Origin of the sequence: Streptomyces sp. NPDC087844, assembly GCF_044742785.1 — a bacterium.
Lineage (GTDB): Bacteria > Actinomycetota > Actinomycetes > Streptomycetales > Streptomycetaceae > Streptomyces.
On the sequence record NZ_JBIUVD010000010.1, the window covers coordinates 144,925 to 167,890 of the forward strand.

Consider the following 22,966-nt stretch of genomic DNA (forward strand, 5'->3'; position numbering starts at 1 on the left):
GTGGGCCCAACATAACCGCACAGCAACAACCATTGACAAGTGTCCGGGATGTTTCTCTACTGTGAACGCTCACAGAAGCATGGCAGGCCTCCGCAGCAGGCGGAGACCACGGTCAGGGAGATACATCCATGCCACACACGAAGCTGCGCCGCCTCGTGACCATCTCGGTCGCCGTCACGCTCGCCGCCACCGCACTCGCCTCCTGCGGGTCCTCCGACGACGAGAACGAGGCCGACTCAGGGCCCGTCTCGCTGACGTACTGGACCTGGACGCCCGGCATGGACAAGGTCGTCGAGCTGTGGAACAAGGGGCAGGGCAAGAAGGACCAGATCAAGGTCGTGGTCAAGAAGCAGGCGTCCGGCGACACGCTGGTCACCAAGATCCTCACGGCGCACAAGGCGAAGAAGGCACCGGACCTGGTCCAGGCCGAGTACCAGGCCCTGCCGACGCTGGTCAGCAATGACGCGCTCGCCGACATAGCCGGTGACGTGGACGGGGTGAAGGACAAGTTCGCCGAGGGCGTCTGGCAGCAGACCACGCTGGGCTCGGACGCGGTGTACGCGATCCCGCAGGACTCCGGGCCGATGATGTTCTACTACCGCGAGGACCTGTTCAAGAAGTACGGCCTCGAAGTCCCGCAGACGTGGGCGCAGTTCGCCGAGACCGCCCGCGCGCTGAAGAAGAAGGCGCCGGAGAAGGACCTGACCACGTTCTCCGCCAACGACTCCGGGCTCTTCGCCGGTCTCGCCCAGCAGGCCGGCGCCAAGTGGTGGACCACCGAGGGCGATACCTGGAAGGTCGGCATCGACGACGCGGCGTCGCAGAAGGTCGCCGACTTCTGGGGCGGCCTCGTCGAGGAGGGCGCGATCGACAACCAGCCGATGTACACGCCCTCCTGGAACAAGGCGCTGAACACCGGCAAGCAGATCGCCTGGGTCAGTGCGGTCTGGGCACCGGGCACCCTTACCACCGCCGCGCCCGACACCAAGGGCAAGTGGGCGATGGCCCCGCTGCCGCAGTGGTCCGCCTCCGAGAACGTCACGGGCAGCTGGGGCGGTTCGTCCACGGCCGTCACCACGGACTCACAGCACAGGTCGGCCGCCGCGAAGTTCGCCGCCTGGCTGAACACGGACCCGAAGGCGCTGACCGCGCTCGCGAAGGAGGGTGGCATCTACCCGGCCGCCACCACCGCGCAGACCAGTGACGCCTTCGCCGAGCCGCCGGCGTACTTCTCGAACCAGCCGGACTTCTACACCCAGGCCGCCTCCATCGCGCAGAACACCGCGCCCTCCGCGTGGGGCCCGAACGTGAACGTCGCGTACACCACGTTCAATGACGCCTTCGGCTCGGCCGCGAAGAACAAGTCGGACTTCGGCGCGGCCCTGACGAAGATGCAGGACGAGACGGTCGCCGACCTCAAGAAGCAGGGCTTCGAGGTCGCGGAGTGACGACCGCACGCCGGAAGTCGTACGGGGTCAAGAGGGCCCCGTATGTCTTCCTCCTTCCCGCGACGATCCTGTTCGCCCTGTTCTTCGCGCTGCCCATCGGCTACGCGGTGTGGCTCAGCCTGCACAAGGTCCAGGTCAAGGGCCTGGGCCTCGGTTCGGGAGCCCGGAAAGAGGTCTGGGCGGGCCTGGAGAACTACACCGACTCCCTCACCGACTCCGAGCTGCTCGCCGGAGCGCTGCGCGTGCTCGGGTACGGCGCCATCGTGGTCCCGGTCATGCTGGGGCTCGCGCTGCTCTTCGCGCTGATGCTCGACACGGACCGGGTCCGTCTCGCGCCGGTCACCCGGCTCGCGATCTTCCTGCCGTACGCCATCCCCGGTGTCGTCGCCGCCATGCTCTGGGGCTTCCTCTATCTGCCGGACGTCAGCCCCTTCTACTTCGTCCTCGACAGGCTGGGCTGGCCGCAGCCCGATCTGCTGGACGGCGGGCCGCTGTTCGTCGCGCTGTCCAACATCGCGGTGTGGGGCGGCACCGGCTTCAACATGATCGTCATCTACACCTCGCTGCAGGCCATTCCGGCCGAGGTGTACGAGGCGGCCAAGCTGGACGGCGCCACGCCGCTGCAGACCGCGCTCAGGATCAAGATCCCGATGGTGGTGCCCTCGCTGGTGCTCACCTTCTTCTTCTCGATCATCGCGACGCTCCAGGTGTTCAGCGAGCCGACCACGCTCAAGCCGCTCACCAACTCCGTCTCCACGACCTGGAGTCCGCTGATGAAGGTGTACCAGGACGCCTTCGGCAAGGGCGACATCTACTCCGCCGCGGCGACCGCGGTGATCATCGCCCTCGTCACGCTGGTCCTGTCCTTCGGCTTCCTGCGGGCCGCGAACTCCCGTAACAAGCAGGAGGCAGCACGATGAGTTCTCTTGCCGTCCACAAGGCGGCCCCGGATGGGGGTCCCCCCGGTCGAGCGAAGTCGAGAGTGGGGGACGGCACCACGCCCGGCACCGCCCAGGGGCCGCCGCTGCGCCGCCGGATCGCCTTCGTCCCGACGGCGACCCTGCTGATCGGCGCGCTCTACTGCCTGCTGCCGGTGGCATGGGTGGTGATCGCGGCGACCAAGTCGGGCAGCGAGCTGTTCTCGACGTTCACGTTCCTGCCGGGCACGGGCTTCACCGAGAACGTCAGGGACCTCAACGCCTACCGCGACGGCGTGTACTGGAAGTGGATGGGCAACTCCGCCCTCTACGCGGGCCTCGGCGCCCTCCTGTCGACGGCCGTCTCGGCGTTCAGCGGTTACGCCCTCGCCGTCTACCGCTTCCGCGGGCGCGAGACCGTCTTCAACATCCTGCTGGCGGGCGTGCTGATGCCGCCGGTGATCCTCGCGATCCCGCAGTACCTGCTCATGGCCAAGGCGGACCTCACGGATTCGTACGCGTCCGTGCTGCTGCCGCTGGTCCTGTCCCCGTACGGCGTGTACCTCGCGCGGATCTACTCCGCCGCTGCCGTGCCCACCGACGTCGTCGAGGCGGGGCGGATGGACGGCGCGAGCGAACTGCGGATCTTCACGCGGATCGCGCTGCCCATGATGGTTCCCGGACTGGTGACGGTCTTCCTCTTCCAGTTCGTGGCGGTGTGGAACAACTTCCTGCTGCCGTACATCATGCTCAGCGACGACGAGAAGTTCCCGATCACACTCGGTCTCTTCACGCTCCTCGAACAGGGCTCCAACACTCCGGCCCTCTACACGCTGGTGATCACCGGCGCGCTCCTCGCGGTCATCCCGCTCGTCGCGCTCTTCCTGGTCATCCAGCGGTTCTGGAGTCTCGATCTGCTGTCGGGAGCCGTAAAGTCGTGACCATGAGCCAATCGGGGGGCCGGCGCCGACCGCCGACGATCCACGACGTCGCACGCGAGGCGGGAGTGTCCCGAGGGACCGTGTCGCGCGTCCTCAACGGCGGGCACTATGTGAGCCCCGCCGCCCAGGAAGCGGTCAACGCCGCCATCCGCAGGACGGGTTACGTCGTGAACCGGCACGCCCGTTCGCTGATCACCGGACGCTCGGACTCGATCGGTTTCCTGCTCACCGAACCGCAGGAGAGGTTCTTCGAGGACCCCAACTTCAACGTCCTGCTGCGCGGTTGTACGCAGGCACTGGCGGCGCACGACATCCCGCTGCTGCTGATGCTGGCGGGCACCGAGGACGAGCGGCGCCGCATCACGCGGTACATCACGGCCGGCCATGTCGACGGGGTGCTGCTGGTGTCCAGCCACTCCGGCGACCCGGTGGCCGAGCAGCTGCGCGACGCCGGTGTGCCGCTCGTCATGTGCGGCAAGCCCATCGGCGTCGGCTCCAAGATCAGTTACGTGGCCGCGGACGACCGGGACGGTGCCCGGGACATGGTGCGCCACCTGGTGTCGCTCGGCCGGCGCCGGGTGGGCATGGTGACCGGCCCGCTCGACACCCCGGGCGGTGTCGAGCGGCTGGCCGGCTACCGGGAGGTGCTCACCGAGGCCGGCATCGAGCTGGACGAGCGCCTCGTCGTGTCCGGCGACTACAGCCGGGCCAGCGGTGAGTCGGGCGCCGGGCTCCTCCTCGACCGGGTCCCGGACATGGACGCGGTGTTCGTGGCCTCCGACCTGATGGCGCAGGGCGTGCTGAGCGTGCTGCACCGGGCGGGCCGGAGCGTCCCCGGTGACGTCGCGGTGGGCGGCTTCGACGACTCCTCCGCGGCGGTCGCGGCGAGCCCTGAACTCACCACGATCCGCCAGCCCTACGACCGCATCAGTTCCGAGATGGTCCGGGTGCTGCTCGCACAGATCGGCGGAGAGGACCCGGCGGCGGTGATCCTCCCGACGGAGCTAATGAAACGCCAGTCGACCTGAGGCGAGGGGTCACCGGTCGCCGGCGGACAGCAGTGTCCGTACTCCCTCGGCGGTCAGCATCACGCTGTCCGGTGAGCCGGCGTCGATGATCAGGGAGGGGTTCCTCTCGGGCCAGAACGCCGGGAGCGTGCCGAGCGGGACGAGACAGTAGTGGCGGACGTGCGGCAGGGAGTGGACCATGCGCGCTTCCGTGGTGAAGACCAGCACGGTCCGCTCCGTGACCGGCAGGATCAGCTTCACCGGATCCCCGCCGTCGTCGTCTGAGCCGTAGGACGGGATCAGTACGTCACTGTCCGCGAGCGTCGCCCGCGCGCGCCTGTCCCCTCCGTCGTGAGCCAGCACGCTCAGAGCCCGGAGGATCGCCTCAGCGGTGGCTTCGCCGGCCCCGTCGGTCACGTCGGTCGTGGTCATGGTCATGGTGCCGCGTTCCGTCCTCCCCGCGCGGCCCCCGGGGACCCGATTGCCCTGAGTGACGCTTCCACACGGTATGCCCCCTCTTATACCCGCTCATTCCCTCCCCACGCGCCACCCATACAGATGCCCTGTACACTGAGTGACTGCGAAGGGGAGTAGTCCTGCGAACCGGTCGTCGACACACTGGAGCCCTCGGGTTCCCGGTGGCCGGGCCCGTGTGAACACACGGGCGGACGAGACCTTCGGCCAGGCATTGTCGTGCCCGTGATCCCGCGGCGCACCCCAAATGCCGGGCCGATCGGTTCTCCCGTCGCCCCGATCGAGGGCGCTTCGCGAAGATCCGGGGGCCCGGTCCCTACAGAAAGCCACCGGAATGCATCTCGACCCTCTGGCGATCCTCACCGCCTTCGGGCTGATCTTCCTCGCCGAGCTGCCGGACAAGACGATGTTCGCGTCGCTGGCCATGGGCACACGTATGCGGCCGCTCTACGTGTGGTTCGGTACGTCCACCGCGTTCATCGTCCATGTCGCCATCGCGGTGGGCGCCGGAAGCCTCATCGGGCTACTGCCCGACTGGACCGTCAAGTCCGTCTCGGCCGCCCTCTTCGCGTTCGGCGCCTTCATGCTGCTGCGCGGCGGCGGGGACGACGACGAGGATGCCGGCGGCCGTACCGTCACCGGTTTCTGGCCCGTCTGCACGACCGCCTTCATGGCCGTCTTCATCAGCGAGTGGGGCGATCTGACGCAGATCACGACCGCCAACCTCGCCGCCACGAACGGCGTCGCGTCCGTGGCCGTCGGTTCGGCGGCGGCCCTCATGTCGGTCTCCGCGCTGGCGCTGCTGGCCGGACGCTTCATCGCCAAGCGCGTACCCCTGAAGACCGTGCAGCGCGTCGGCGGGATCTGCATGCTCGGCCTCGCCGTCTGGTCGGTGGTGGAGATCTTCGCGGGCTGACGGGCTCCGGCCGCCCCGCCCGTGACCGGTCGGTCAGGATCGGAGAAGCGGCCCGGGACCACCCGGTCGTAGCGTGATGGCACCGGCGAGAAACCGCTGGAAGTCGGTGGACGAGCGACCGCCGGTGCCATCACGACCACACAGGAGCCCGCCATGCCCGAAGGCCTCAAGACCATCAACTACCCCGTCAAGGACCTCGCCCGCGCCAAGGCCCTGTTCCGCGCTCTCCTCGGAGTGGAGCCGTACGTGGACGAGGCGTACTACGTGGGCTTCCGGGTGCCGGGCCGGCCCGAGGTCGGGCTCGACCCGCACGGGCACGCCAAGGGTCTGACCGGGCCCGTCCCCTACTGGTACGTCGACGACATCAAGGCGGGCCTCGCCGGTCTCGTCGGCGCCGGCGCCGAGGTGGTCCAGGACGTCCAGGACGTCGGAGGCGGCATGCTGATCGCCTCCGTGAAGGACGCGGACGGCAATGCCATCGGTCTGGTCCAGGAGGCGTCCTGACCCTGAAGCCGGTCAACTGTATGCAACTGCACTAGTTGCATGCTCAACAAGCGGCCTTTTCTCTGTTACCGTGCGGGCATGGCAGCAGAGAAGGCCGCTTCCCGGCTGGAGGACCAGTGGCGGGACATCCTGTCGGTGCACGCGCGCACCATGTGCGAGATCGATCGCGAACTCCATCCGCACGGACTGGGCGCCAGTGACTTCGAGGTGCTCGACGTCCTCGTGTCGAGCACCTCGGACCCGGACTCGGGGGTGGACACGGGGGTGGACACGGGGGTGGACACGGGGGTGGACACGGGCCCGTCCCCCGCCGAGCAGTGCCGGGTGCAGAACATCGCCGACCGCGTCCACCTGAGCCAGAGCGCCCTCTCCCGGCTGATCGGACGCCTGGAGAAGGAGGGTCTGGTGGAGCGCAGCATCTGCCAGGAGGACCGGCGCGGTGTCTGGGTGGCCCTCACCCGGAAGGGCCGTGACCTGCACGCTCAGGTCCGCCCCCTCCAGCGCGCCGCCCTGGCGCGCATGCTGACCGACGCCTGAAGATCCTTCCGCCGGGCGCGGCGTATCCCGTACCGTCACATATGTCGCCGTGCGCAGGACGGCGCGGGCTGTGTCGGGGGGATCACAGTGGTCAAAGACGTGGAGCGGCAGGCCGGGGTCAGCAGCTACGAGACACGGTGCGTGGACGAGTCCCAGGACGTCATCGCGGAGCACTACTACGACCTTCGCCTCGAAGTGCCGGGCCGGGCCGAGGACTTCCTCACCCGGCTCAGCGTGGCCGAACTCGGCGCGCTGACCGTCGGCGACGTCAGTTTCGGTACCGAGGTGACGATCGACTTCGCACAGCCGCGCGTCTACCACGTGACCGTGCCGCTCACGGGCCGCTTCCGCTGCAGGCAGGGGTACGGGGCGCCGGCGTACACCGCTCCCGAGCGGGCGGTGTTCCTCAAGCCGGAACGCGGGATCCGGGTGGACGACTGGTCGGCCGACTGCCGTGCCCTCACCGTGAAGATCGACATGGCGGCCCTGCACGAGCGGCTGGAGGCCCTGCTCGGCGGGCCCGTACGGCGTCCGCCGTCCTTCGAGACGTACATCGACGTCACCCGGGGGGCCGGGCGCAGCTGGGCGGACCTCGCGCTGTGGTGCCTGCGGGAGAAGCACACCCCGGACGGACTGCTGGGCCGGCCCCTGATCCGGTCACGGATGGAACAGACCCTGCTGGAGGGGTTGCTGCTCGCGTGCGGCCACTCCTATCGCGGCGCTCTGGAGGCGCCCGTGCCGGCGGCGCGGCCCGCGACGGTCAGGCGGGTCATGGAGGCCGTCGAGGAGCGGCCGGACGAGCACTACGACGCGGCGCGGCTGGCCTCCCTGTCCCAGATCGGGGTGCGCGCCCTCCAGGAGGCCTTCCGCAAACATGTGGGGATGTCCCCCACCGCCTACGTCACCGAGGTCCGGCTGCGGCGGGCGCACGAGCAGTTGCTCGCGGCCGATCCGGCGACGATCACGGTTACGGAGGTGGCGTACAGGTGGGGGTTCGCGCATCTCGGGCGCTTCGCGCAGCGTTACCGGATGCGGTTCGGGACCTCCCCCGCGCAGACGCTGCGGTCCGGATGACGGACGCCACCGCGCATACCGGACAAGGACCGCGCTTTGCGGAGCGATTCCGGGACGGGTGTCGGCCTACCGTTGATCACGGCGCCCGTGCGTCAGGGATGAGCGGTGTCGGCGCCGTTCATCCCTCACGGTTTCGGACCAGGGGCGCGGGAGCGGGAGCACGCCCGCGCCCCAGGGCCCGGCCGCTCCCCTCCGACATGTGGCCGGGCCCGATCCCCCGTCCGCACCGCCCGTCTCAGGCGCGGGGCGCCAGCAGGGTGCGTACACCCTGGGAGTCCAGGGTCAGGCCGTGCGGCGTACTGGCGTCGATGCTCAGCGAGAGGTCGTCGGCGGGCCACTGCGCGGCGAGCGTCCCGAGGGGCACGAGGCGGTAGCGCGACACGGACGGCAGCAGCTCGGCCATCGTCACTTCCGAGGTGAACACCGGGACCAGCGGGTCGGAGCCCGGCTGTTCGAGGACGGGCAGGGCCACGACCGTGGGGTCGGCCGCCGTCTCGTCCTGGGCGTCGTCGGGCACCGGGACCAGCACGTCACTACCGGCCAGTGTGTCGAGCGCCGCGGCGTCCCCGGCGTTCTCGGCCAGGACGCTCAGCGCGTGCTGGGCCTCCACCGTGGCGCTGTCGTTCGAGGAAATCTCCATGGCACATCCAGACGTAGTGGCGAAAACAGGCCGCCCGTGTCGTTTCCGACTCGGGCGCGGCTGATTGCGTACCCGTCCTGCGGGATGCCATGCCCACTCCACACAGCCGTCACCCAACGGTCACGGAATGAGCGGAATGTCGCGCGAGGGCAGTCCCAGCCGGTCGCGGCCGACGCGCCGGGCCAGCGGCTCGGCCATGCTCGCCCCGATGTGCGACCAGTACGTGGCGGCGTCCCGGAATTGGCTTGTACCTCGTGCTGAAGCGCGAGGATTCTGGCCTTCTCGACTTGTTGCTGTACCGCTACGCGGCACGGGCTTCGGCCGGGAATCCGTGACTTCCTGTTTCTTCACGCTGAGCCGGGATTACTCCCGGTCTTACCGGCGCTCCGCAGGCCGAAACCGCCAGTCCGGCGGCCGTCTTCACATTTTTCGCGGCATTGTGGTCCCGGTCGTGGACGGTGCCGCAGGCGGCACACGTCCACTCCCGGATGTTCAGGGGCTTGGGGCCGTCCTTGACCCGCAGGTGGAGCAGGTCTGACTGGTCGGCTCGAACCGGCCGATCCTCACCAGAGTCCGACCGTACCGCTCCGCCTTGTACTGGAGCATGTTCACGAACGACGACCATCCGGCGTCGTGCACGGACTTGGCCAGCCTGGTGCGCGCCAGCCCCACCACGGACAGGTCTTCCACGGCGATCCCTTGATTCTCGGAGATCAGCTTCGTGGAGAGCTGGTGGTGGAACTCGTGGCGGGCATCGGCAACCTGGGCGTGGGCGCGGGCGACCTTAAGCCGGGCTTTTTCGCGGTTCCTGCACCCCTTCTGTTTGCGGGACAGTTCTCGCTGGGCCTTCTTCAGTTTCTTTTCCGCGCGGCGCAGGAATTTGGGGGAGTCGATCTTCGTGCCGTCGGACAGGACCGCGATGGGGGTCCCCCCGGACGAAGTCTGGGGGAGGGTCAGGCCCAGGTCGATCCCGATGGTGCGGTCGGTGTCGGGCATCCGGGCCGCGTCGGCGGCGGGGTCGGTGTCGATGACGAAGGAGGCGAAGAACCTGCCGGCCGCATCGTTGATGACGGTGACCGAGGTGGGGGTGGTGGGCAGGGCGCGGGACCACTTCACCTTCACCGCCCCGATCTTCGGCAGGTTCAGCCGCCCGTTGCCGGTGATCTTCCAGCGGGCGTTCGCGGTGAACCGGATCGACTGCCGGGCATCCTTGCGGGACTTGAAGCGGGGCGCACCGGTCCTGGGCCCCTTGCGGGTGCCCTTGAGGGAAGCGAAGTAGTTGCGGTACGCGGTCTCGGCGTCGCGCAGGGACTGCTGCAGGACGACCGCGGAGACCTCGCCCAGCCAGGAGCGTGCGGTGGTCTGCTTCGCCTGGGTGATCAGACGGGTGGACAGTTCGGCGGCCGTCGGGAACGGCTTCCCCGCCTTGCGGGCGTCCTCGCGGGCACGCACCGCGTCGTTGAACACCACGCGGGCGCACCCGAACGCCCGCGCCAACGCGGCGCGCTGGCCGGTGTCCGGGTACAACCGGAAGGCGTACCTGAGCTGCATGCCGATCACACTAGACAGGTCGAACGCACACCGTCATGACGGAACATTCGTACGAACCCTCACCGCTCCCGCAGCAAAGTCCGGCTCCGCGGGAAGGACACCACGACGCTCCGCGTCGCGACCATCAGATTCGCTTCACCACCGGGCTGAAGCCCGATGCACTGCGAATGAATCCGGTAGCGGGAGCCGGCCGTGCGGAAGAGGATGTTCTGCAGGGCGTCCCAGGCCGTGCGTCCCGCGTTGAGGAAAACGATCGCGAGCCGGTTGTCGTCGGCGACGGTGAAGGGCGCCTCGCCCGAGACGTTGCGGCGGCAGGCCTCCATGTGGTCCTCGGCGTTGCGCTGCAGGGCGGCCTGCGCGGTGTGGGTCATGCCGAGGGCCTCGCCGAGGTGACGCTGGTAGTCGTGCGGTTCCGACCGGGTACGGTCCGGCTCCAGGGTCAGCGGCCGGTCGGCGAGGATGCGGGCGTATTCGTCGGCGGCGGCGTACGCGATGCCGGTCATGTTGGCCGCCGGCTCCCCGTGGTAGACGCTGGGCGCGCGTCCCGCGTACAGGGCGTTGCCGTGCAGCTTCGAGCCGGGAGTGCCGCCCTCCACGGGCAGGTCGAGCAGGCTCACTTCCCGGGTGAGGTGTTCGGGGATACGGGCCTGCTCCATGCGGACGCTGTTGGAGCCGCTGCCGCGCAGGCCGAGGACGCCGTGCCAGTCGTCGACGAGTGTCCACACCGCGCGCGGGGCGACGAACAGCACCATCGCTCCGGGCGGGTCGCCGGGCTTCTCGGGGGCGCGCAGGGTCTGGCCGAGGTAGTGGGTGGAGTACGGGGAGCCGGAGGAGTACGGCCAGGTGCCGTCCAGGACGATCCCGCCGTCGCCGTCCGGCTGGGCGACTCCGACGGGTGCGACGGTGGACGCGGCGCGGAACTCGCCGTCGGCGCCGAAGACCTCGTCCTGTGCCCGCTCGTCGAACTGGGCGGCGAACTGCAGGACATGGGCGGCGGTCAGGGACAGGGCCCAGCCGGTGGAGGGACAGCCGCGGCTGATCTCGGTGACCACGCGGAGGAAGGCCGGCAGCCCGAACTCGTATCCGCCGTAGCGGCGCGGCTGCAGGGTCCGGTAGAAGCCGGCCCGCAGGAAGTCGTCATGCGTCTCCTGCGGGTAGCGCGTCAACTCCTCGGTCCGCGCCTGGCGTTCGAGCAGCGCGGGCCGCAGGGCGGTGGCCCGGTCGATGAGTTCGCGTTCGGTCAGTCCGGGTTCGGGAGGGGCGATCACGGTGCCTCCTGACGGGTGGGGCGGTCCGTATGTGACGCCCCCGCGCCTACTTCAGGTACGGGCCGTCGGCGCCGATCTTCCCCGGGCCGTTCAGCACGTACACGCGCAGGTTGCCCTTGCCGGGCGCGCCGACGCTCAGCGTGCCGTTGGAGACGGTTTTCACGTCCCCGGTGACGGCGTCCTTGTAGGTGCCGTTCGGGATACCCGTGTACGTGGCGTCGCCCGTGACCGTGACCAGGGCGAAGCTGTCCGTAGAGCCGCTGGTGTACCGGCGCTTGAAGGCCATCGAGCCGCTGATCCCCTCGGTGGAGTACTGGCCCGTCTGAAGGGCGGGGACGGCCCGGCGGATCTGGTTGAGCCGCTGGAGGTGCTTGACCAGCGGTTGCGCGAGGGTGTCGGCGACCTCGCCGCTCGCGGAGCCGACCGTGCCGAAGTCGGAGGCCGTCACACTGCCGGCGAGATGGTCGCCGTAGTACGCGCGACCGGTCGTGGCCAGCGGGCAGGTGGGACCGCAGTCGATCTTCTTGCCCTTCTGGAACTCGATCTCGGAGCCGTAATACAGGGTCGGGATACCGCGGAAGGTCCACATCAGCGCCATGTTCTCGGCCCACGCGTCGGTGCCGCCGGCGTAGCGCTCACTGCTCTTGTTCGGCCCGTAGTCATGACTGTCGACGTACACGACGTTGTACGTGGCGTCGTTGACGCTGTCGTCGGAGTCCTTGCCGTTGCCGTAGGCGTTCTGCGCGTCACCGAAGTTCATGTGCATGCGCATGTCGATGATGTTCATGCCGGAGAACAGACCGCGGTCGGGGGTGTGGTAGCTGTTCCCGTTCAGGAAGGCGTTGGTGGAGGTGGGCTGGTTCCCGGTGCCCTGGCTGTTCTCGTAGGTGAACTGTTCCAGGGCCGCCGCCTCGTCGTCCGCGCTGTACTCCTTGCGCTCCTTCCAGGTGTAGAACTGCGCGGAGTGGTTGACCGAGCCGCGGTTCCACTTGTCGTTCACGAAGGCCGCGACCTCGCCGAAGACGAAGAAGTTCTTCGCGGCCTCGGCGCCGAACTTCTGGGTCACGCGTTCCTGGATGGCGGGCAGGAAGCGGCGGTTCCAGGTGACCCGGGGTATGTGCACGGCCGTGTCCACGCGGAAGCCGTCGACACCCATGTCGATGTACTTGTCGTACGCGCCGATCAAGTGGTGCTGGACGGCTGTGTTCTCGGTGTTGAAGTCCGCCAGGTCCTCGTGCAGCCAGCAGGAGCGGGCGTCCTCGCCCTCCCAGTTGCCGATCCAGCACTGGTGGTAGAGCGCCTTGGGGAACATGCCCGAAGTGGGGCTCGGCCACTGGCAGTTGTACAGCGTGTAGCCCTCTGCGCTCTTGCCGCCGGTGGGCTTTCCCCAGTTGAGGCAGGTGTTGCCGGACGGCTCGGCGGTCGACCACAGGTCGCCGTTGTAGTGCGCCTTGCCCGACTTGGGCTCGACGGTGAGGCCGTCGTACTCGAAGCCCTCGTTCCGCTCGTCGTAGTACCAGCTCCACTGGGAGTCGCGGACGCCGTACACGGTCGGGGTGAACAGGCCCTTGGCGCCCCAGCGGGAGCTGTGGTTGTACACGACGTCCTGGTAGATCTTCATGCCCTTGGCGTGCGCCGCGTTGATCAGGTCCTGGTAGGAGGCGCCGGCCGACTCCAGGCGCGGGTCAACCTTGTAGAAGTCGTAACCGTGATAGCCGTGGTAGTCGTAGTCCGACCGGTTGAGGACCACCGGCGTGACCCAGACCGCCGAGAAGCCGAGCGCCTTGATGTAGTCGAGCTTTTCGACCAGTCCCTTGAAGTCGCCGCGGAACATGGGGTCGTTGTTCGCGGCGTTGCCGGACTTGGTGTGCTGGCCGCCGCCGCGGTTGTTGGAGCTGTCGCCGTCGTGGAAGCGGGCGGTGAGGACGAAGTAGATGGGGTCCTTGCGGGGGTCGGTGCCCAGCGGGGTGCCGGAGGCGGGCTCCGGGGCCTTCTCGCCGGTCGTGGCGGTGGCCCCGGCGGAGGCGGGCGAGGTGTTGCCCGCCGCGTCGACGGCCTTCACGGTGTAGGTGTAGCTCGTTCTCTCCTCAAGTTCCGTGTCGGAAAACACCGTTGAGCCGATGTCGGTGACGACCGAGCCCTTGGTGCCACCCGTCCGGGTCACCTGGTACTTGGTCACCGCGATGTTGTCCGTCGACGCGTCCCAGCTCAGGACGACGGAGGTGTTCGTGGCGTTCGCGGTGACCTCGGTGGGCGCGGTCGGCGCCTCGGTGTCCGGCTCGACCGCGGCGCACGGGTCCGCCGCGTCCTTGGCGACCGTGCGGTCCTTGACGGTCGAGGTGCCGGTGGCGAGGGCGTAGTCGGCGCTGTTGTTGTTGTCCCAGACGCCGTTGCCGTTGTTGAAGGCTGCCTTCAGCGAGGTCGCCGTGCCGATGTCGAGGGTCGCCTTCCACCAGCCCGTGCAGGCCGGTTCCATGCCGACGCCGGGCGCGGTCGTCCACGTACCGCCGGTCGGCGCGTAGTGGACGTTGGCCGTCGTCCAGCCGGTGGTGGCCGTCGAGTAGTAGACCGTGGCCTTGTCGCCTTCGGCCGGCTCGGCGCCGGCGCACGGGTCGCTGTGGGCGATCACCCCGTCCTTGACGGTGATGTTCCCGGTACCGAGCGCGTAGTCGGCACCACCGTTGTTGTCTCAGGTGCCGCCGCCGTCGGTGAAGGTGGCCGCGAGCCCTGCCGCCGAGCCGAGATCGACGGTCTGCTTCACCCAGTCCGTGCAGGCCGTCTCCATCTTCGCGCCCGGCGCGGTGGTCCACGTGCCGCCGTCCGGCGCGTGGTGCAGATAGGTGGACGACCAGTTCTTGGTCTTCGTGTAGTAGAAGACGATCGCCGTGTTCGCCTCGGCGGCGGCCGTCCCCATCGAGGCGGGGCCCGTCTCCGGTGGCCCCGCGAGCGCGCCGAGCAGTCCGGTCGCCACCACCGCCGCCAGGAACGGGCGCCGCGATCGACAAAGGGGTGTACGTCCCATGAGCGTCTCCAAAGCGGGGCGGGGAGTGGGGAGTTGCTCTGCAAGGAGAACCGGCAATTTCCTGAAATCCCTTGCAGCGCGGAAGCTACAGGTACATGACAGTCACGTAAAGGGATCGCGCGGCGTGCGAGCCGCAGGGTGAAAACGGACCAGCAGAGGTGACCGGCGCCCACGCGCCCGGCCTAGGCGCGCGCCTAGCCTGGAAGCATGCCGATGCAACCCTGGTTTCCCGGTGCCAAGCTGGGCATCTTCATCCACTACGGTGTCTACGCCGTCGGCGGCGCCGCCGAGTCCTGGTCCTTCTGCACGGGCGAGATGACGCACGAGCAGTACATGGGACAGCTCGAAGGTTTCAGCGCCTCGCGATACGACCCCGACGCCTGGGCCGGGCTGTTCGCCCGCGTCGGTGCCCGGTACGCGGTCCTCACCACCCGGCACCACGACGGCGTCGCCCTCTGGGACACCGGCCACCGCAATCTGGACGTGGTCCGGGACACCCCGGCGGGCCGCGACCTCGTCACCGGGTTCGTCGAGGCGCTGCGCGCCCGGGATCTCAAGGTCGGCCTCTACTACTCGCACTCCGACTGGAACCACCCGGACTACGCGACCGAGCGGCACCCCGGGCCGTACATCGTGCCGCTCAACGAGTACTCACAGGCCGAGCCGGGCAGGGAGGACCCGGCGGCCTGGGCGCGCTACCTCGCGTACCGCGACGGGCAGGTCCGCGAACTCGTCGAACGCTTCCGGCCCGACATCCTCTGGTTCGACGGCGAGTGGGAGCGCACGGAGGAGCAGTGGCGGATGGACGAGCTCGCCGAGCTGATCCTCGCGGGCAACCCGGACACCGTCCTCAACGGCCGGATGCTCGGCCACGGCGACTACGCCACGCCGGAACAGGGCGCCCCGCTCCAGGCCCCCGACGGCCCGTGGGAGCTGTGCCTCACCATCAACGACTCATGGAGCCACCGGCCGCAGGACCGCGCCTTCAAGTCGGTGCGCCAACTGGTGCGGTACTTCACCGAGACCATCGGTATGGGCGGCAACCTGCTGCTGGCAGCCGGTCCGCGCGAGGACGGCACGATCCCCGAGGAACAGATCGCCCGCATGGAGGGCCTGGGCGCCTGGATCGGGCGGCACTCGGACGCCGTGTACGACACCGTCGCCGGGCTGCCCGCCGGGCACCACTACGGTCCCAGCACCCTGTCCGCGGACCGGCGCACGCTCTATCTGGTGTGCTTCGACGCCCCGCGCGACTGCGTGTCGGTACGGGGGCTGCGGAACCGGGTCCGGCGTGTCACGGTCCTCGGCACAGGCGCGGAACTGGGCCACCACGTCACGGGCGGCCTCGCCGCCGTACCGGGGGTGACCTGGATCGACGCACCCGCGGCGGCCGACCTGGACGAGCACGCGACCGTCCTGGCCGTGGAACTGGAGGGGGAACTGGACCTCTACACGGGGGCGGGCCGCCTCTGACCGCCGTGCGGCTGCGGTGTGTGGGCCGGTGCCGGGACGCATCGCTCCGTGGTGAGTACTTCGGCCACGGTGGTCACATCGAGCCCGTGCGCCTCGACCCGCGACGCGATCACCGACCTGCCCTCCGTCCGGAGTCCGGAGTCCGCAGTTTAGAGTCCGGATACAGCGAACCCGCGCCCCGAAAGGGGCGCGGGGAACTGTGCGTCCAGCCGCGACGCGCCCGCGGATGAACGACCGGGCGCGTAGCGGAGCGCTCGGACTAGGCCAGCGTGGCCAGCGCCGCGTTCAGCGTGGCGGACGGCCGCATGACGGCCGCGGCCTTGGCCGGATCGGGCTGGTAGTACCCGCCGATCTCGGCAGGCGAGCCCTGTACCGCGTTCAGCTCGGCGACGATCGTCTCCTGCTGCGAGGTGAGCGTCTCGGCGAGCGGAGCGATCACCTTGGCGAGCTCGGCGTCGTCGGTCTGCCTGGCCAGCTCCTGCGCCCAGTAGAGCGCGAGGAAGAAGTGGCTGCCGCGGTTGTCGATGCCACCGAGGCGACGGCTGGGCGACTTGTCGTTCTCCAGGAACGTGGCCGTCGCGCGGTCGAGCGTGTCGGCGAGGACCTGGGCGCGGGCGTTGTCCGTGGTCTGCGCGAGGTGCTCGAAGCTGGACGCCAGCGCGAGGAACTCACCCAGGCTGTCCCAGCGCAGGTAGTTCTCCTTGACCAGCTGCTGCACGTGCTTGGGCGCGGAGCCGCCGGCACCCGTCTCGAAGAGGCCGCCGCCGTTCATCAGCGGGACGATCGAGAGCATCTTGGCGCTGGTGCCCAGCTCCAGGATCGGGAACAGGTCGGTCAGGTAGTCGCGCAGGACGTTGCCGGTGACCGAGATCGTGTTCTCGCCGCGGCGGATGCGCTCCACGGACAGCTTGGTCGCCTCGACGGGCGACAGGACACGGATGTCCAGGCCCTCGGTGTCGTGCTCCGGCAGGTACGCGTTGACCTTCTCGATGAGCTTCGCGTCGTGGGCGCGGCTCCCGTCCAGCCAGAACACGGTCGGTTCGCCGGTGGCGCGGGCGCGGGTGACGGCCAGCTTGACCCAGTCCCTGATCGGGTCGTCCTTGGTCTGGCAGGCGCGGAAGATGTCGCCGGCGGAGACGGCCTGCTGGAGGACGACGTTCCCGGCCTGGTCGACGAGGCGGACCGTGCCGGTGGTCGCGATCTCGAAGGTCTTGTCGTGGCTGCCGTACTCCTCGGCCTTCTGCGCCATCAGGCCGACGTTCGGGACGGTGCCCATCGTCGACGGGTCGAAGGCGCCGTTGGCGCGGCAGTCGTCGAGGACGACCTGGTAGACACCGGCGTAGCTGGAGTCCGGGAGGACGGCGAGGGTGTCGGCCTCCGAGCCATCCGGGCCCCACATGTGGCCGGAGGTGCGGATCATCGCCGGCATGGAGGCGTCGACGATGACGTCGGAGGGGACGTGCAGGTTGCTGATGCCCTTGTCGGAGTCGACCATGGCCAGCTCGGGGCCCTCGGCGAGCTCGGCGTCGAAGGACGCCTTGATCTCGGCGCCCTCGGGCAGGGACTCAAGGCCCTTGTAGATGCCGCCGAGACCGTCGTTCGGGGTCAGACCGGCGGTGGCGAGCGCCTTGCCGTACCGGGCGAACGTCTTCGGGAAGAAGGCGCGCACCACGTGGCCGAAGATGATCGGGTCGGAGACCTTCATCATGGTGGCCTTGAGGTGCACGGAGAACAGCACGCCTTCGGCCTTGGCCCGGGCGATCTGCGCCGTGAGGAACTCGCGCAGGGCGGCGACGTGCAGGACGGAGGCGTCGACGACCTCGCCCGCGAGGACGGGTACGGACTCACGCAGGACGGTGGTGGAGCCGTCGTCGCCGGTCAGCTCGATGCGCAGGGAGCCGGCCTCGGAGATCACCACGGACTTCTCGGTGGACCGGAAGTCGTCGACGCCCATGGTCGCGACGTTGGTCTTGGAGTCGGCGCTCCAGGCGCCCATGCGGTGCGGGTGGGCCTTGGCGTAGTTCTTGACCGACGCGGGGGCGCGGCGGTCGGAGTTGCCCTCGCGCAGCACCGGGTTCACGGCGCTGCCCTTGACCTTGTCGTAGCGGGCGCGGATGTCGCGCTCCTCGTCGGTCTTCGGGTCGTCCGGGTAGTTCGGCAGCGCGTAGCCCTGCGACTGCAGCTCGGCGACCGCGACCTTCAGCTGCGGGATCGAGGCCGAGATGTTCGGCAGCTTGATGATGTTCGCCCCGGGCGTCCTGGCCAGCTCACCCAGCTCGGCGAGGGCGTCGGGGATGCGCTGCCCCTCCTCCAGGAACTCGGGGAAGAGGGCGATGATCCGTCCGGCCAGCGAGATGTCACGGGTTTCCACAGTGACACCGGCCTGCGACGCGTACGCCTGGACCACCGGCAAGAACGAATAGGTCGCCAGGGCCGGGGCCTCGTCAGTGTGCGTATAGATGATGGTCGAGTCAGTCACCGGGTGCTCCGCTCCACGTCTGCAAAGTCTGCAACATTGCTCGACATCAAGATATCTCCTGCCGGGGCTCCGCCGGACAGGAGGCCGCGCAACCCGGCCACGGCCCGGCCGGGGATCGGTCGGGGATCGGCCCCCGCCCCGAACTCCGCGCTCGCTACCATCTGCGGCGTGTGCGCATACATCATGGTCGCTGAAGACGACGCGAAGCAGGCGGAGTTGGTGCGCCGGTACCTGGAGCACGAGGGGCACTCGGTCACGGTCGTCGGGGACGGCCGTACGGCGCTCGACAAGGTTCGCCACCGGGAGCCCGATCTGCTCGTTCTCGATGTGATGATGCCCAGGGCCGACGGCCTGGACGTGGTCAGGATTCTGCGTGCCGAGTGCCGGGAGGTGCCGGTGCTGATGCTCACGGCCCGCAGTACCGAGGACGATCTGCTGCTCGGCCTGGATCTCGGTGCCGACGACTACATGACCAAGCCGTTCAGCCCGCGTGAGCTGATGGCCCGGGTCCGTACGCTGCTGCGCCGCAACCGGGGCTCCACCGGCCCCGGGCCCCTGCCCGCGCCCGGCCCCACGCCCGGTGCCGCCGATGCCGTCGTCGAGGACGGGACGCTGTCGGTGGGCACCCTGCGCATCGATACGGCCCGGCACGAGGTGCTGGTCGGGGAGATGCCGGTCGAGTGCACGCCCGGCGAGTTCCGCATCCTCACCGCGATGGCGGCCGAACCCGACCGGGTCTTCACCAGACAGCGGCTCCTGGAGGAGCTGCACGGCTTCGACAAGTACATCAGCGGCCGCACCGTCGACGTGCACGTCATGAATCTGCGCAAGAAGATCGAGCACGCCCCGCGGCGCCCGACCCGGCTGCTCACCGTCTTCGGTGTCGGCTACAAACTGACGGACCCGGCGAAGAAGGCACACCGTGCGACGTCGTGACGAGCGGACGCGGCTGCCTCTGCGCAAGAGCCTGCTCGGCCGGCTGCTGACCGTGTCGGCGCTGGTGGCGTCGTGTTCGGTCGCCGCCACCGCCTGGCTCGCCGTGCAGACGACCTCCGGCGCGATCCGCCAGGAGCAGGGGCAGAACCTCATCGCCGACGCGGAGATCTACAACACCCTCCGGGGTTACGCGGCCACCCACCCCGACTGGGAGGACGTCGACGACACCGTGCGCCGGCTGGCCCGCAGGTCCGAGCGCCGGATCGTACTGACCACCCAGGACCGGCGCCCGCTCTCCGACTCCACCGACGGCGCGAAGGACGCCTCGGGCACCGCGTCCCCCGCCCCGCTGCCACCGCAGGCCTCGGCGGTCGTCGACCCGCTGTCCGTCGACACCGTCCTGGCGCCCGATGCCGCCTCCGCGGGCACGGACCGCGTCGATCCACGCGCGGTCGGGCCGTTCCTGCTGCCGGCCAGGGAACGCAAGGTCCTGCGCAAGGCCACCACCGCGAGCGTGCAATGCCTCAGTGCGGCGGGCGTCGCCGCGGACGTCGTCGAGAGCCCGAGCGGACGACCCCATGTCCAGTACGTGAGCAGCGAAACCGACCGCTCCCTGGAACTGAGGTGTCTGACGTCCTCCTCGGCCGGTCCCACCGCGACCGAGAAGAAGGCCCTGCGCGCACTCGACCGACTGGCCGACGCCTGCCTGGAACGGCAGGGCCTCACCGGCGTGAAACTGAACCTGGACCTGTCCTGGGACCGGGGGTACGGGTCGGCCGACACGGGCAGCGACGGCCTGTCCGCGGTTCCCGTGCCCGAGGGCGGCATCACCGACGAGAAGTGGGCCGCCGAGCAGCGGGCCGTCCAGGAGAAGATGGCACAGGACCGGGCGGCCAAGGAGAAGGCGAGCGGCGGCGACGGGATCGTCGACGGCCCGTCCACGGAGCGCAGCAGCAAGCACGACCGGGCGACAGCCTCCTGCGTCGACAGCGCCCGCCGCGAACAGCTCACGTCCTATGTCGCCGCCCCCGCGCTGCTGTTCATCGACAGCCCCGACGCCGTCAGCGTGCCCGGCTTCGATCTCTCACCGGCCAACACCACACGCATCGCAGGAGCCGCGGCCCTGGTCCTCGCCCTCACCGTCGGCGCCTCCGTGATCGCCGGAGCCAGGCTCGTACGCCCGCTGCACGCGCTCACCGGCGCCGCCCAGCGGATGCGGGACGGACTGGGCTCGGCGCCCGTACCGGTCGGCTCGGACAACGAGATCGGACGGCTGGCGGCGGCCTTCAACGACATGGCCGCGCACCGGGCCAGGCTTGAGGAGCAGCGCAAGGCGATGGTCAGCGACGTCGCCCATGAGCTGCGTACCCCGCTGAGCAACATCCGCGGCTGGCTGGAGGCGGCGCAGGACGGTCTGGCGGAGCCGGACCCGGCGTTCGTGTCCTCGCTCCACGAGGAGGCGGTGCAGCTGCAGCACATCATCGACGATCTCCAGGATCTGGGGGCCGCGGACGCGGGCGCGCTGCGTCTGCACCTGGAGCCGGTACGCGTCGACGCCCTGCTCGGCCAGGTCGCCGCGGCCCATCAGGGGCTGGCGGAGACCGCGGGCGTCACGCTGACGGTCTCCGCGGCGGCGCCCGGCACCCCTCTTCCGCCGCCGCCGCTCGACGCCGATCCCGTACGGCTGCGCCAGGCGGTCAGCAATCTGCTGTCCAACGCGGTACGCCACACACCACCCGGTGGCCGGGTGACCCTGCGCTCGTACGTCACCGAGTCCGGGGACGAGGTGGCCGTGGAAGTCGCCGACACCGGCAGCGGCATCCCGGAGTGTGATGTCCCGCATGTCTTCGACCGCTTCTGGCGGGCGGAGAAGTCCCGTAACCGGAGCACCGGCGGCAGCGGCCTCGGCCTGGCGATCGTCCTCAAACTCGCCGAGGCCCACGGGGGCACGGCGAGCGTGGTGAGTACGGAGGGACAGGGGTCGGTCTTCACCCTGCGGCTGCCGGCCGCGCCGGACCGGGGTGCCGGGCGGGAGGAGCCCGGGGAGGCCGTCGCCGGACCATGATGCGATGACCATGGCGTTCTGACAGGTTCCTCACAAGTGGCCGCCAGTCTTGGGCCATGCCCGGAACCTGGTGCGGCTCGGCCCCCAGGTACCACCAAGTCCGGGCCGGAACTGGAGTGTTCATGTCCCGCCAGCACACCCTGCGTCTCGCCGTACTGACCGCCGTCGCGGCCGGCGCGCTGCTCGTCCCGACGTCCGCGGCCGTCGCCGACGATCCCACCCCCTCGCAGACCGCGTCCGCGTCGGACGACGGGCCCACGGCCAAGGAGAAGATCGCGGCCGACAAGAAGGCGAAGGAGCTCGAAGCCAGGAAGGCCGCGGCCGGCAAGGATCTCCCGAGGGGTGGTGTCGCGGCGGGCGAGGCCCCGGCCGATGACACCGGTGTCACCACCCTCGCCGGTTCGGCCGCCGGCGCTCTGCTGCTCGCGGGCGCCGGCACCTACGTACTGCGTCGCCGCTCCGCCGCACGGCACAACGGCTGATCCAGCACGGCGTCCGACTCGGCACAACGGTGGCGTCGCCCCTCACCGGGCGGCGCCGCCTCGTGTGTTCACCCGCCTCCGCGTATCCACCCGGTACCGCGGTTCTGCTCTGGAGTCCGCTGTGTCCTCTGCACACCATCCGGTACGGCGTCCGGCCGGCCTGCCGGTCCTCGCCCGCCTCGCCCTTGTCGTCACCGCGGCCCTCACCGTGCTCACCGGCTGCTCGTCCGCCCCCGGCAAGGCCGCTCCGGCCGCCGCGGACTCCCCCGCCGCCGCCGTCGGCTCCCCGTCGCCAGGTGCTGCCGGCGCCAAGCGGCCGGCTGTCCCCACCGAGGTCGCCATCCCCTCGATCGGGGTCACCAGTTCGCTGATGAAGCTCGGCCTCAACGCGGACCGGACCGTCGAGGTCCCCCCGGCGGAGAAGGGCATGACCGCCGGCTGGTACGTCGGCGGCTCCGTGCCCGGGGAGGTCGGTCCCGCCGTCATCATCGGCCACAACGACACCCGCTTCGGCAAGGCCGTCTTCCACGACCTCGGGAAGATCGCCAAAGGTGCGGACATCACCGTCACCGACAGCCGGGGAGCATCGGCGCGCTTCACCATCACGGGCACCGAGAGCGTCGGCAAGAGCTCCTTCCCGACCGAGAAGGTCTACGGCCCCACCGACGAACGCGCACTGCGCCTGGTCACCTGCGACGGCGATTTCGACGCCCAGGGGCACCCGGTGAACAACCTGATCGTCTACGCGACACTGGCCTGACGCCGTGCACGGCCGGGCCAGGGCCCCGGCGGCCCGGCGGCCCGGCCGGACCGGGGTCTCAGCGCTGTCCCACGGGCGCCGCGGACGACAACCGACGCAGCCGCGGGGCGAGTTGGATCTCCAGCGCGCGAACCGGGCTCCGCCCTTCGGGTCCGAGCAGCCGGCCCACCCGCTCCAGGGACTGCGCGACCGTGTCGACATGGACGTGCGTCTCGTCCTTGGTACGCGCCAGGCTCATCCCGCGAGCGAAGTACGCGTCGAGGGTACGCAGCAGATCGGTGCCGCGCTTCTCGTCGCACGCGACGACCTGGCGCACGGCGAGATCCCGGACGGGCGTGGGAGGCCCCGACGGTGACCACCTCGTGCACGGCCGTGCCGAGGTCTCTCGCCGTGCGGTGGGCCGGCTCCGTCGCCGTGTCGCCAGGGCCGAGGGGGAGCAGCAAAACGGTGCCTCCGTCACGGGCCGCTGCGA

18 protein-coding genes and 2 pseudogenes are annotated in these 22,966 nt (G+C 69.8%); 13 read left to right on the top strand and 7 right to left on the bottom strand.

Annotated elements, in window-relative coordinates; translation table 11 throughout:
• The first annotated feature begins 128 nt into the window (after positions 1-128).
• The 4 genes from ACIOKD_RS21090 to ACIOKD_RS21105 are packed head-to-tail and all read left to right on the top strand — an operon-like array spanning position 129 to position 4,334.
• Positions 129-1,448 (top strand): sugar ABC transporter substrate-binding protein, encoded by a 1,320-nt coding sequence (locus ACIOKD_RS21090; protein ID WP_402086026.1) that lies wholly within the window; start codon positions 129-131, stop codon positions 1,446-1,448.
• A complete protein-coding gene (locus tag ACIOKD_RS21095) occupies positions 1,445-2,368 on the top strand; it encodes a carbohydrate ABC transporter permease (protein ID WP_402086029.1) in 924 nt (307 codons plus the stop codon). The genes ACIOKD_RS21090 and ACIOKD_RS21095 overlap by 4 nt, the downstream gene beginning before the upstream one ends.
• Positions 2,365-3,306, top strand: coding sequence for a carbohydrate ABC transporter permease (locus tag ACIOKD_RS21100; protein WP_402086031.1), 942 nt, complete (start codon positions 2,365-2,367; stop codon positions 3,304-3,306). Before ACIOKD_RS21095 ends, ACIOKD_RS21100 begins: the two co-directional genes overlap by 4 nt.
• The gene (locus ACIOKD_RS21105) at positions 3,303-4,334 is read left to right on the top strand and encodes a LacI family DNA-binding transcriptional regulator (protein WP_402086034.1); all 1,032 of its coding nucleotides are present in this window, start codon (positions 3,303-3,305) and stop codon (positions 4,332-4,334) included. Before ACIOKD_RS21100 ends, ACIOKD_RS21105 begins: the two co-directional genes overlap by 4 nt.
• 9 nt (positions 4,335-4,343) lie before the next feature.
• On the opposite strand, the gene ACIOKD_RS21110 is transcribed toward ACIOKD_RS21105, so the two are convergent.
• A complete protein-coding gene (locus ACIOKD_RS21110) occupies positions 4,344-4,751 on the bottom strand; it encodes an SseB family protein (RefSeq protein WP_402086037.1) in 408 nt (135 codons plus the stop codon).
• A gap of 370 nt (positions 4,752-5,121) precedes the next feature.
• On the opposite strand from ACIOKD_RS21110, the gene ACIOKD_RS21115 reads away from it, so the two are divergent.
• The 4 genes from ACIOKD_RS21115 (at position 5,122) to ACIOKD_RS21130 (ending at position 7,818) form a co-directional block, all read left to right on the top strand.
• Positions 5,122-5,703, top strand: coding sequence for a TMEM165/GDT1 family protein (locus ACIOKD_RS21115; RefSeq protein ID WP_402086039.1), 582 nt, complete (start codon positions 5,122-5,124; stop codon positions 5,701-5,703).
• Positions 5,704-5,856: 153 nt separating this feature from the next.
• The gene (locus ACIOKD_RS21120) at positions 5,857-6,207 is read left to right on the top strand and encodes a VOC family protein (RefSeq protein WP_402086041.1); all 351 of its coding nucleotides are present in this window, start codon (positions 5,857-5,859) and stop codon (positions 6,205-6,207) included.
• A gap of 78 nt (positions 6,208-6,285) precedes the next feature.
• Positions 6,286-6,744, top strand: coding sequence for a MarR family winged helix-turn-helix transcriptional regulator (locus ACIOKD_RS21125; protein WP_402086043.1), 459 nt, complete (start codon positions 6,286-6,288; stop codon positions 6,742-6,744).
• Positions 6,745-6,831: 87 nt separating this feature from the next.
• Positions 6,832-7,818 carry an AraC family transcriptional regulator gene (locus tag ACIOKD_RS21130; RefSeq protein ID WP_402086046.1) on the top strand — a complete coding sequence of 329 codons (987 nt, stop codon included), beginning with the start codon at positions 6,832-6,834 and terminating at the stop codon, positions 7,816-7,818.
• A 235-nt stretch (positions 7,819-8,053) separates the two neighbouring features.
• Here the strand turns inward: ACIOKD_RS21130 and ACIOKD_RS21135 are convergent, their stop codons facing one another.
• The 4 genes and pseudogenes from ACIOKD_RS21135 to ACIOKD_RS21150 form a co-directional block, all read right to left on the bottom strand.
• Positions 8,054-8,458: an SseB family protein gene (locus ACIOKD_RS21135; RefSeq protein WP_402086048.1), complete on the bottom strand. Its 405-nt coding sequence runs from the start codon at positions 8,456-8,458 to the stop codon at positions 8,054-8,056.
• Between the two features lie 301 nt (positions 8,459-8,759).
• Positions 8,760-10,009: pseudogene (locus ACIOKD_RS21140) on the bottom strand (RNA-guided endonuclease InsQ/TnpB family protein).
• A gap of 59 nt (positions 10,010-10,068) precedes the next feature.
• Positions 10,069-11,277, bottom strand: a complete 1,209-nt coding sequence (locus ACIOKD_RS21145; protein ID WP_402086051.1) for an acyl-CoA dehydrogenase family protein — start codon at positions 11,275-11,277, stop codon at positions 10,069-10,071.
• Between the two features lie 46 nt (positions 11,278-11,323).
• Positions 11,324-14,299: pseudogene (locus ACIOKD_RS21150) on the bottom strand (carbohydrate binding domain-containing protein).
• A gap of 207 nt (positions 14,300-14,506) precedes the next feature.
• Between ACIOKD_RS21150 and ACIOKD_RS21155 the strand changes: the two are divergent.
• Positions 14,507-15,772: an alpha-L-fucosidase gene (locus tag ACIOKD_RS21155; protein ID WP_402086055.1), complete on the top strand. Its 1,266-nt coding sequence runs from the start codon at positions 14,507-14,509 to the stop codon at positions 15,770-15,772.
• Positions 15,773-16,031: 259 nt separating this feature from the next.
• Here the strand turns inward: ACIOKD_RS21155 and ACIOKD_RS21160 are convergent, their stop codons facing one another.
• Positions 16,032-18,251 (bottom strand): NADP-dependent isocitrate dehydrogenase, encoded by a 2,220-nt coding sequence (locus ACIOKD_RS21160; protein WP_402086059.1) that lies wholly within the window; start codon positions 18,249-18,251, stop codon positions 16,032-16,034.
• A gap of 183 nt (positions 18,252-18,434) precedes the next feature.
• On the opposite strand from ACIOKD_RS21160, the gene ACIOKD_RS21165 reads away from it, so the two are divergent.
• From ACIOKD_RS21165 to ACIOKD_RS21180, 4 genes are all read left to right on the top strand, one after another.
• On the top strand, positions 18,435-19,187 hold the full coding sequence (locus ACIOKD_RS21165) for a response regulator transcription factor (RefSeq protein ID WP_402086423.1): 753 nt from the start codon (positions 18,435-18,437) through the stop codon (positions 19,185-19,187).
• A complete protein-coding gene (locus ACIOKD_RS21170) occupies positions 19,174-21,252 on the top strand; it encodes a sensor histidine kinase (RefSeq protein ID WP_402086061.1) in 2,079 nt (692 codons plus the stop codon). Before ACIOKD_RS21165 ends, ACIOKD_RS21170 begins: the two co-directional genes overlap by 14 nt.
• Before the next feature lie 122 nt (positions 21,253-21,374).
• Positions 21,375-21,734: a hypothetical protein gene (locus tag ACIOKD_RS21175; protein WP_402086063.1), complete on the top strand. Its 360-nt coding sequence runs from the start codon at positions 21,375-21,377 to the stop codon at positions 21,732-21,734.
• Positions 21,735-21,855: 121 nt separating this feature from the next.
• Positions 21,856-22,494 (top strand): class F sortase, encoded by a 639-nt coding sequence (locus ACIOKD_RS21180; protein WP_402086066.1) that lies wholly within the window; start codon positions 21,856-21,858, stop codon positions 22,492-22,494.
• Between the two features lie 58 nt (positions 22,495-22,552).
• Here the strand turns inward: ACIOKD_RS21180 and ACIOKD_RS21185 are convergent, their stop codons facing one another.
• Positions 22,553-22,810 (bottom strand): helix-turn-helix domain-containing protein, encoded by a 258-nt coding sequence (locus tag ACIOKD_RS21185; RefSeq protein ID WP_402086069.1) that lies wholly within the window; start codon positions 22,808-22,810, stop codon positions 22,553-22,555.
• Positions 22,811-22,966 lie beyond the last annotated feature (156 nt).

Coding starts and splice junctions, on each gene's coding strand:
- ACIOKD_RS21090 (WP_402086026.1), top strand. CDS start 129: ATGCCACACACGAAGCTGCGCCGCCTCGTGACCATCTCGGTCGCCGTC.
- ACIOKD_RS21165 (WP_402086423.1), top strand. CDS start 18,435: ATGGTCGCTGAAGACGACGCGAAGCAGGCGGAGTTGGTGCGCCGGTAC.
- ACIOKD_RS21115 (WP_402086039.1), top strand. CDS start 5,122: ATGCATCTCGACCCTCTGGCGATCCTCACCGCCTTCGGGCTGATCTTC.
- ACIOKD_RS21120 (WP_402086041.1), top strand. CDS start 5,857: ATGCCCGAAGGCCTCAAGACCATCAACTACCCCGTCAAGGACCTCGCC.
- ACIOKD_RS21110 (WP_402086037.1), bottom strand. CDS start 4,751: ATGACCATGACCACGACCGACGTGACCGACGGGGCCGGCGAAGCCACC.
- ACIOKD_RS21175 (WP_402086063.1), top strand. CDS start 21,375: ATGTCCCGCCAGCACACCCTGCGTCTCGCCGTACTGACCGCCGTCGCG.
- ACIOKD_RS21100 (WP_402086031.1), top strand. CDS start 2,365: ATGAGTTCTCTTGCCGTCCACAAGGCGGCCCCGGATGGGGGTCCCCCC.
- ACIOKD_RS21135 (WP_402086048.1), bottom strand. CDS start 8,458: ATGGAGATTTCCTCGAACGACAGCGCCACGGTGGAGGCCCAGCACGCG.
- ACIOKD_RS21125 (WP_402086043.1), top strand. CDS start 6,286: ATGGCAGCAGAGAAGGCCGCTTCCCGGCTGGAGGACCAGTGGCGGGAC.
- ACIOKD_RS21155 (WP_402086055.1), top strand. CDS start 14,507: ATGCCGATGCAACCCTGGTTTCCCGGTGCCAAGCTGGGCATCTTCATC.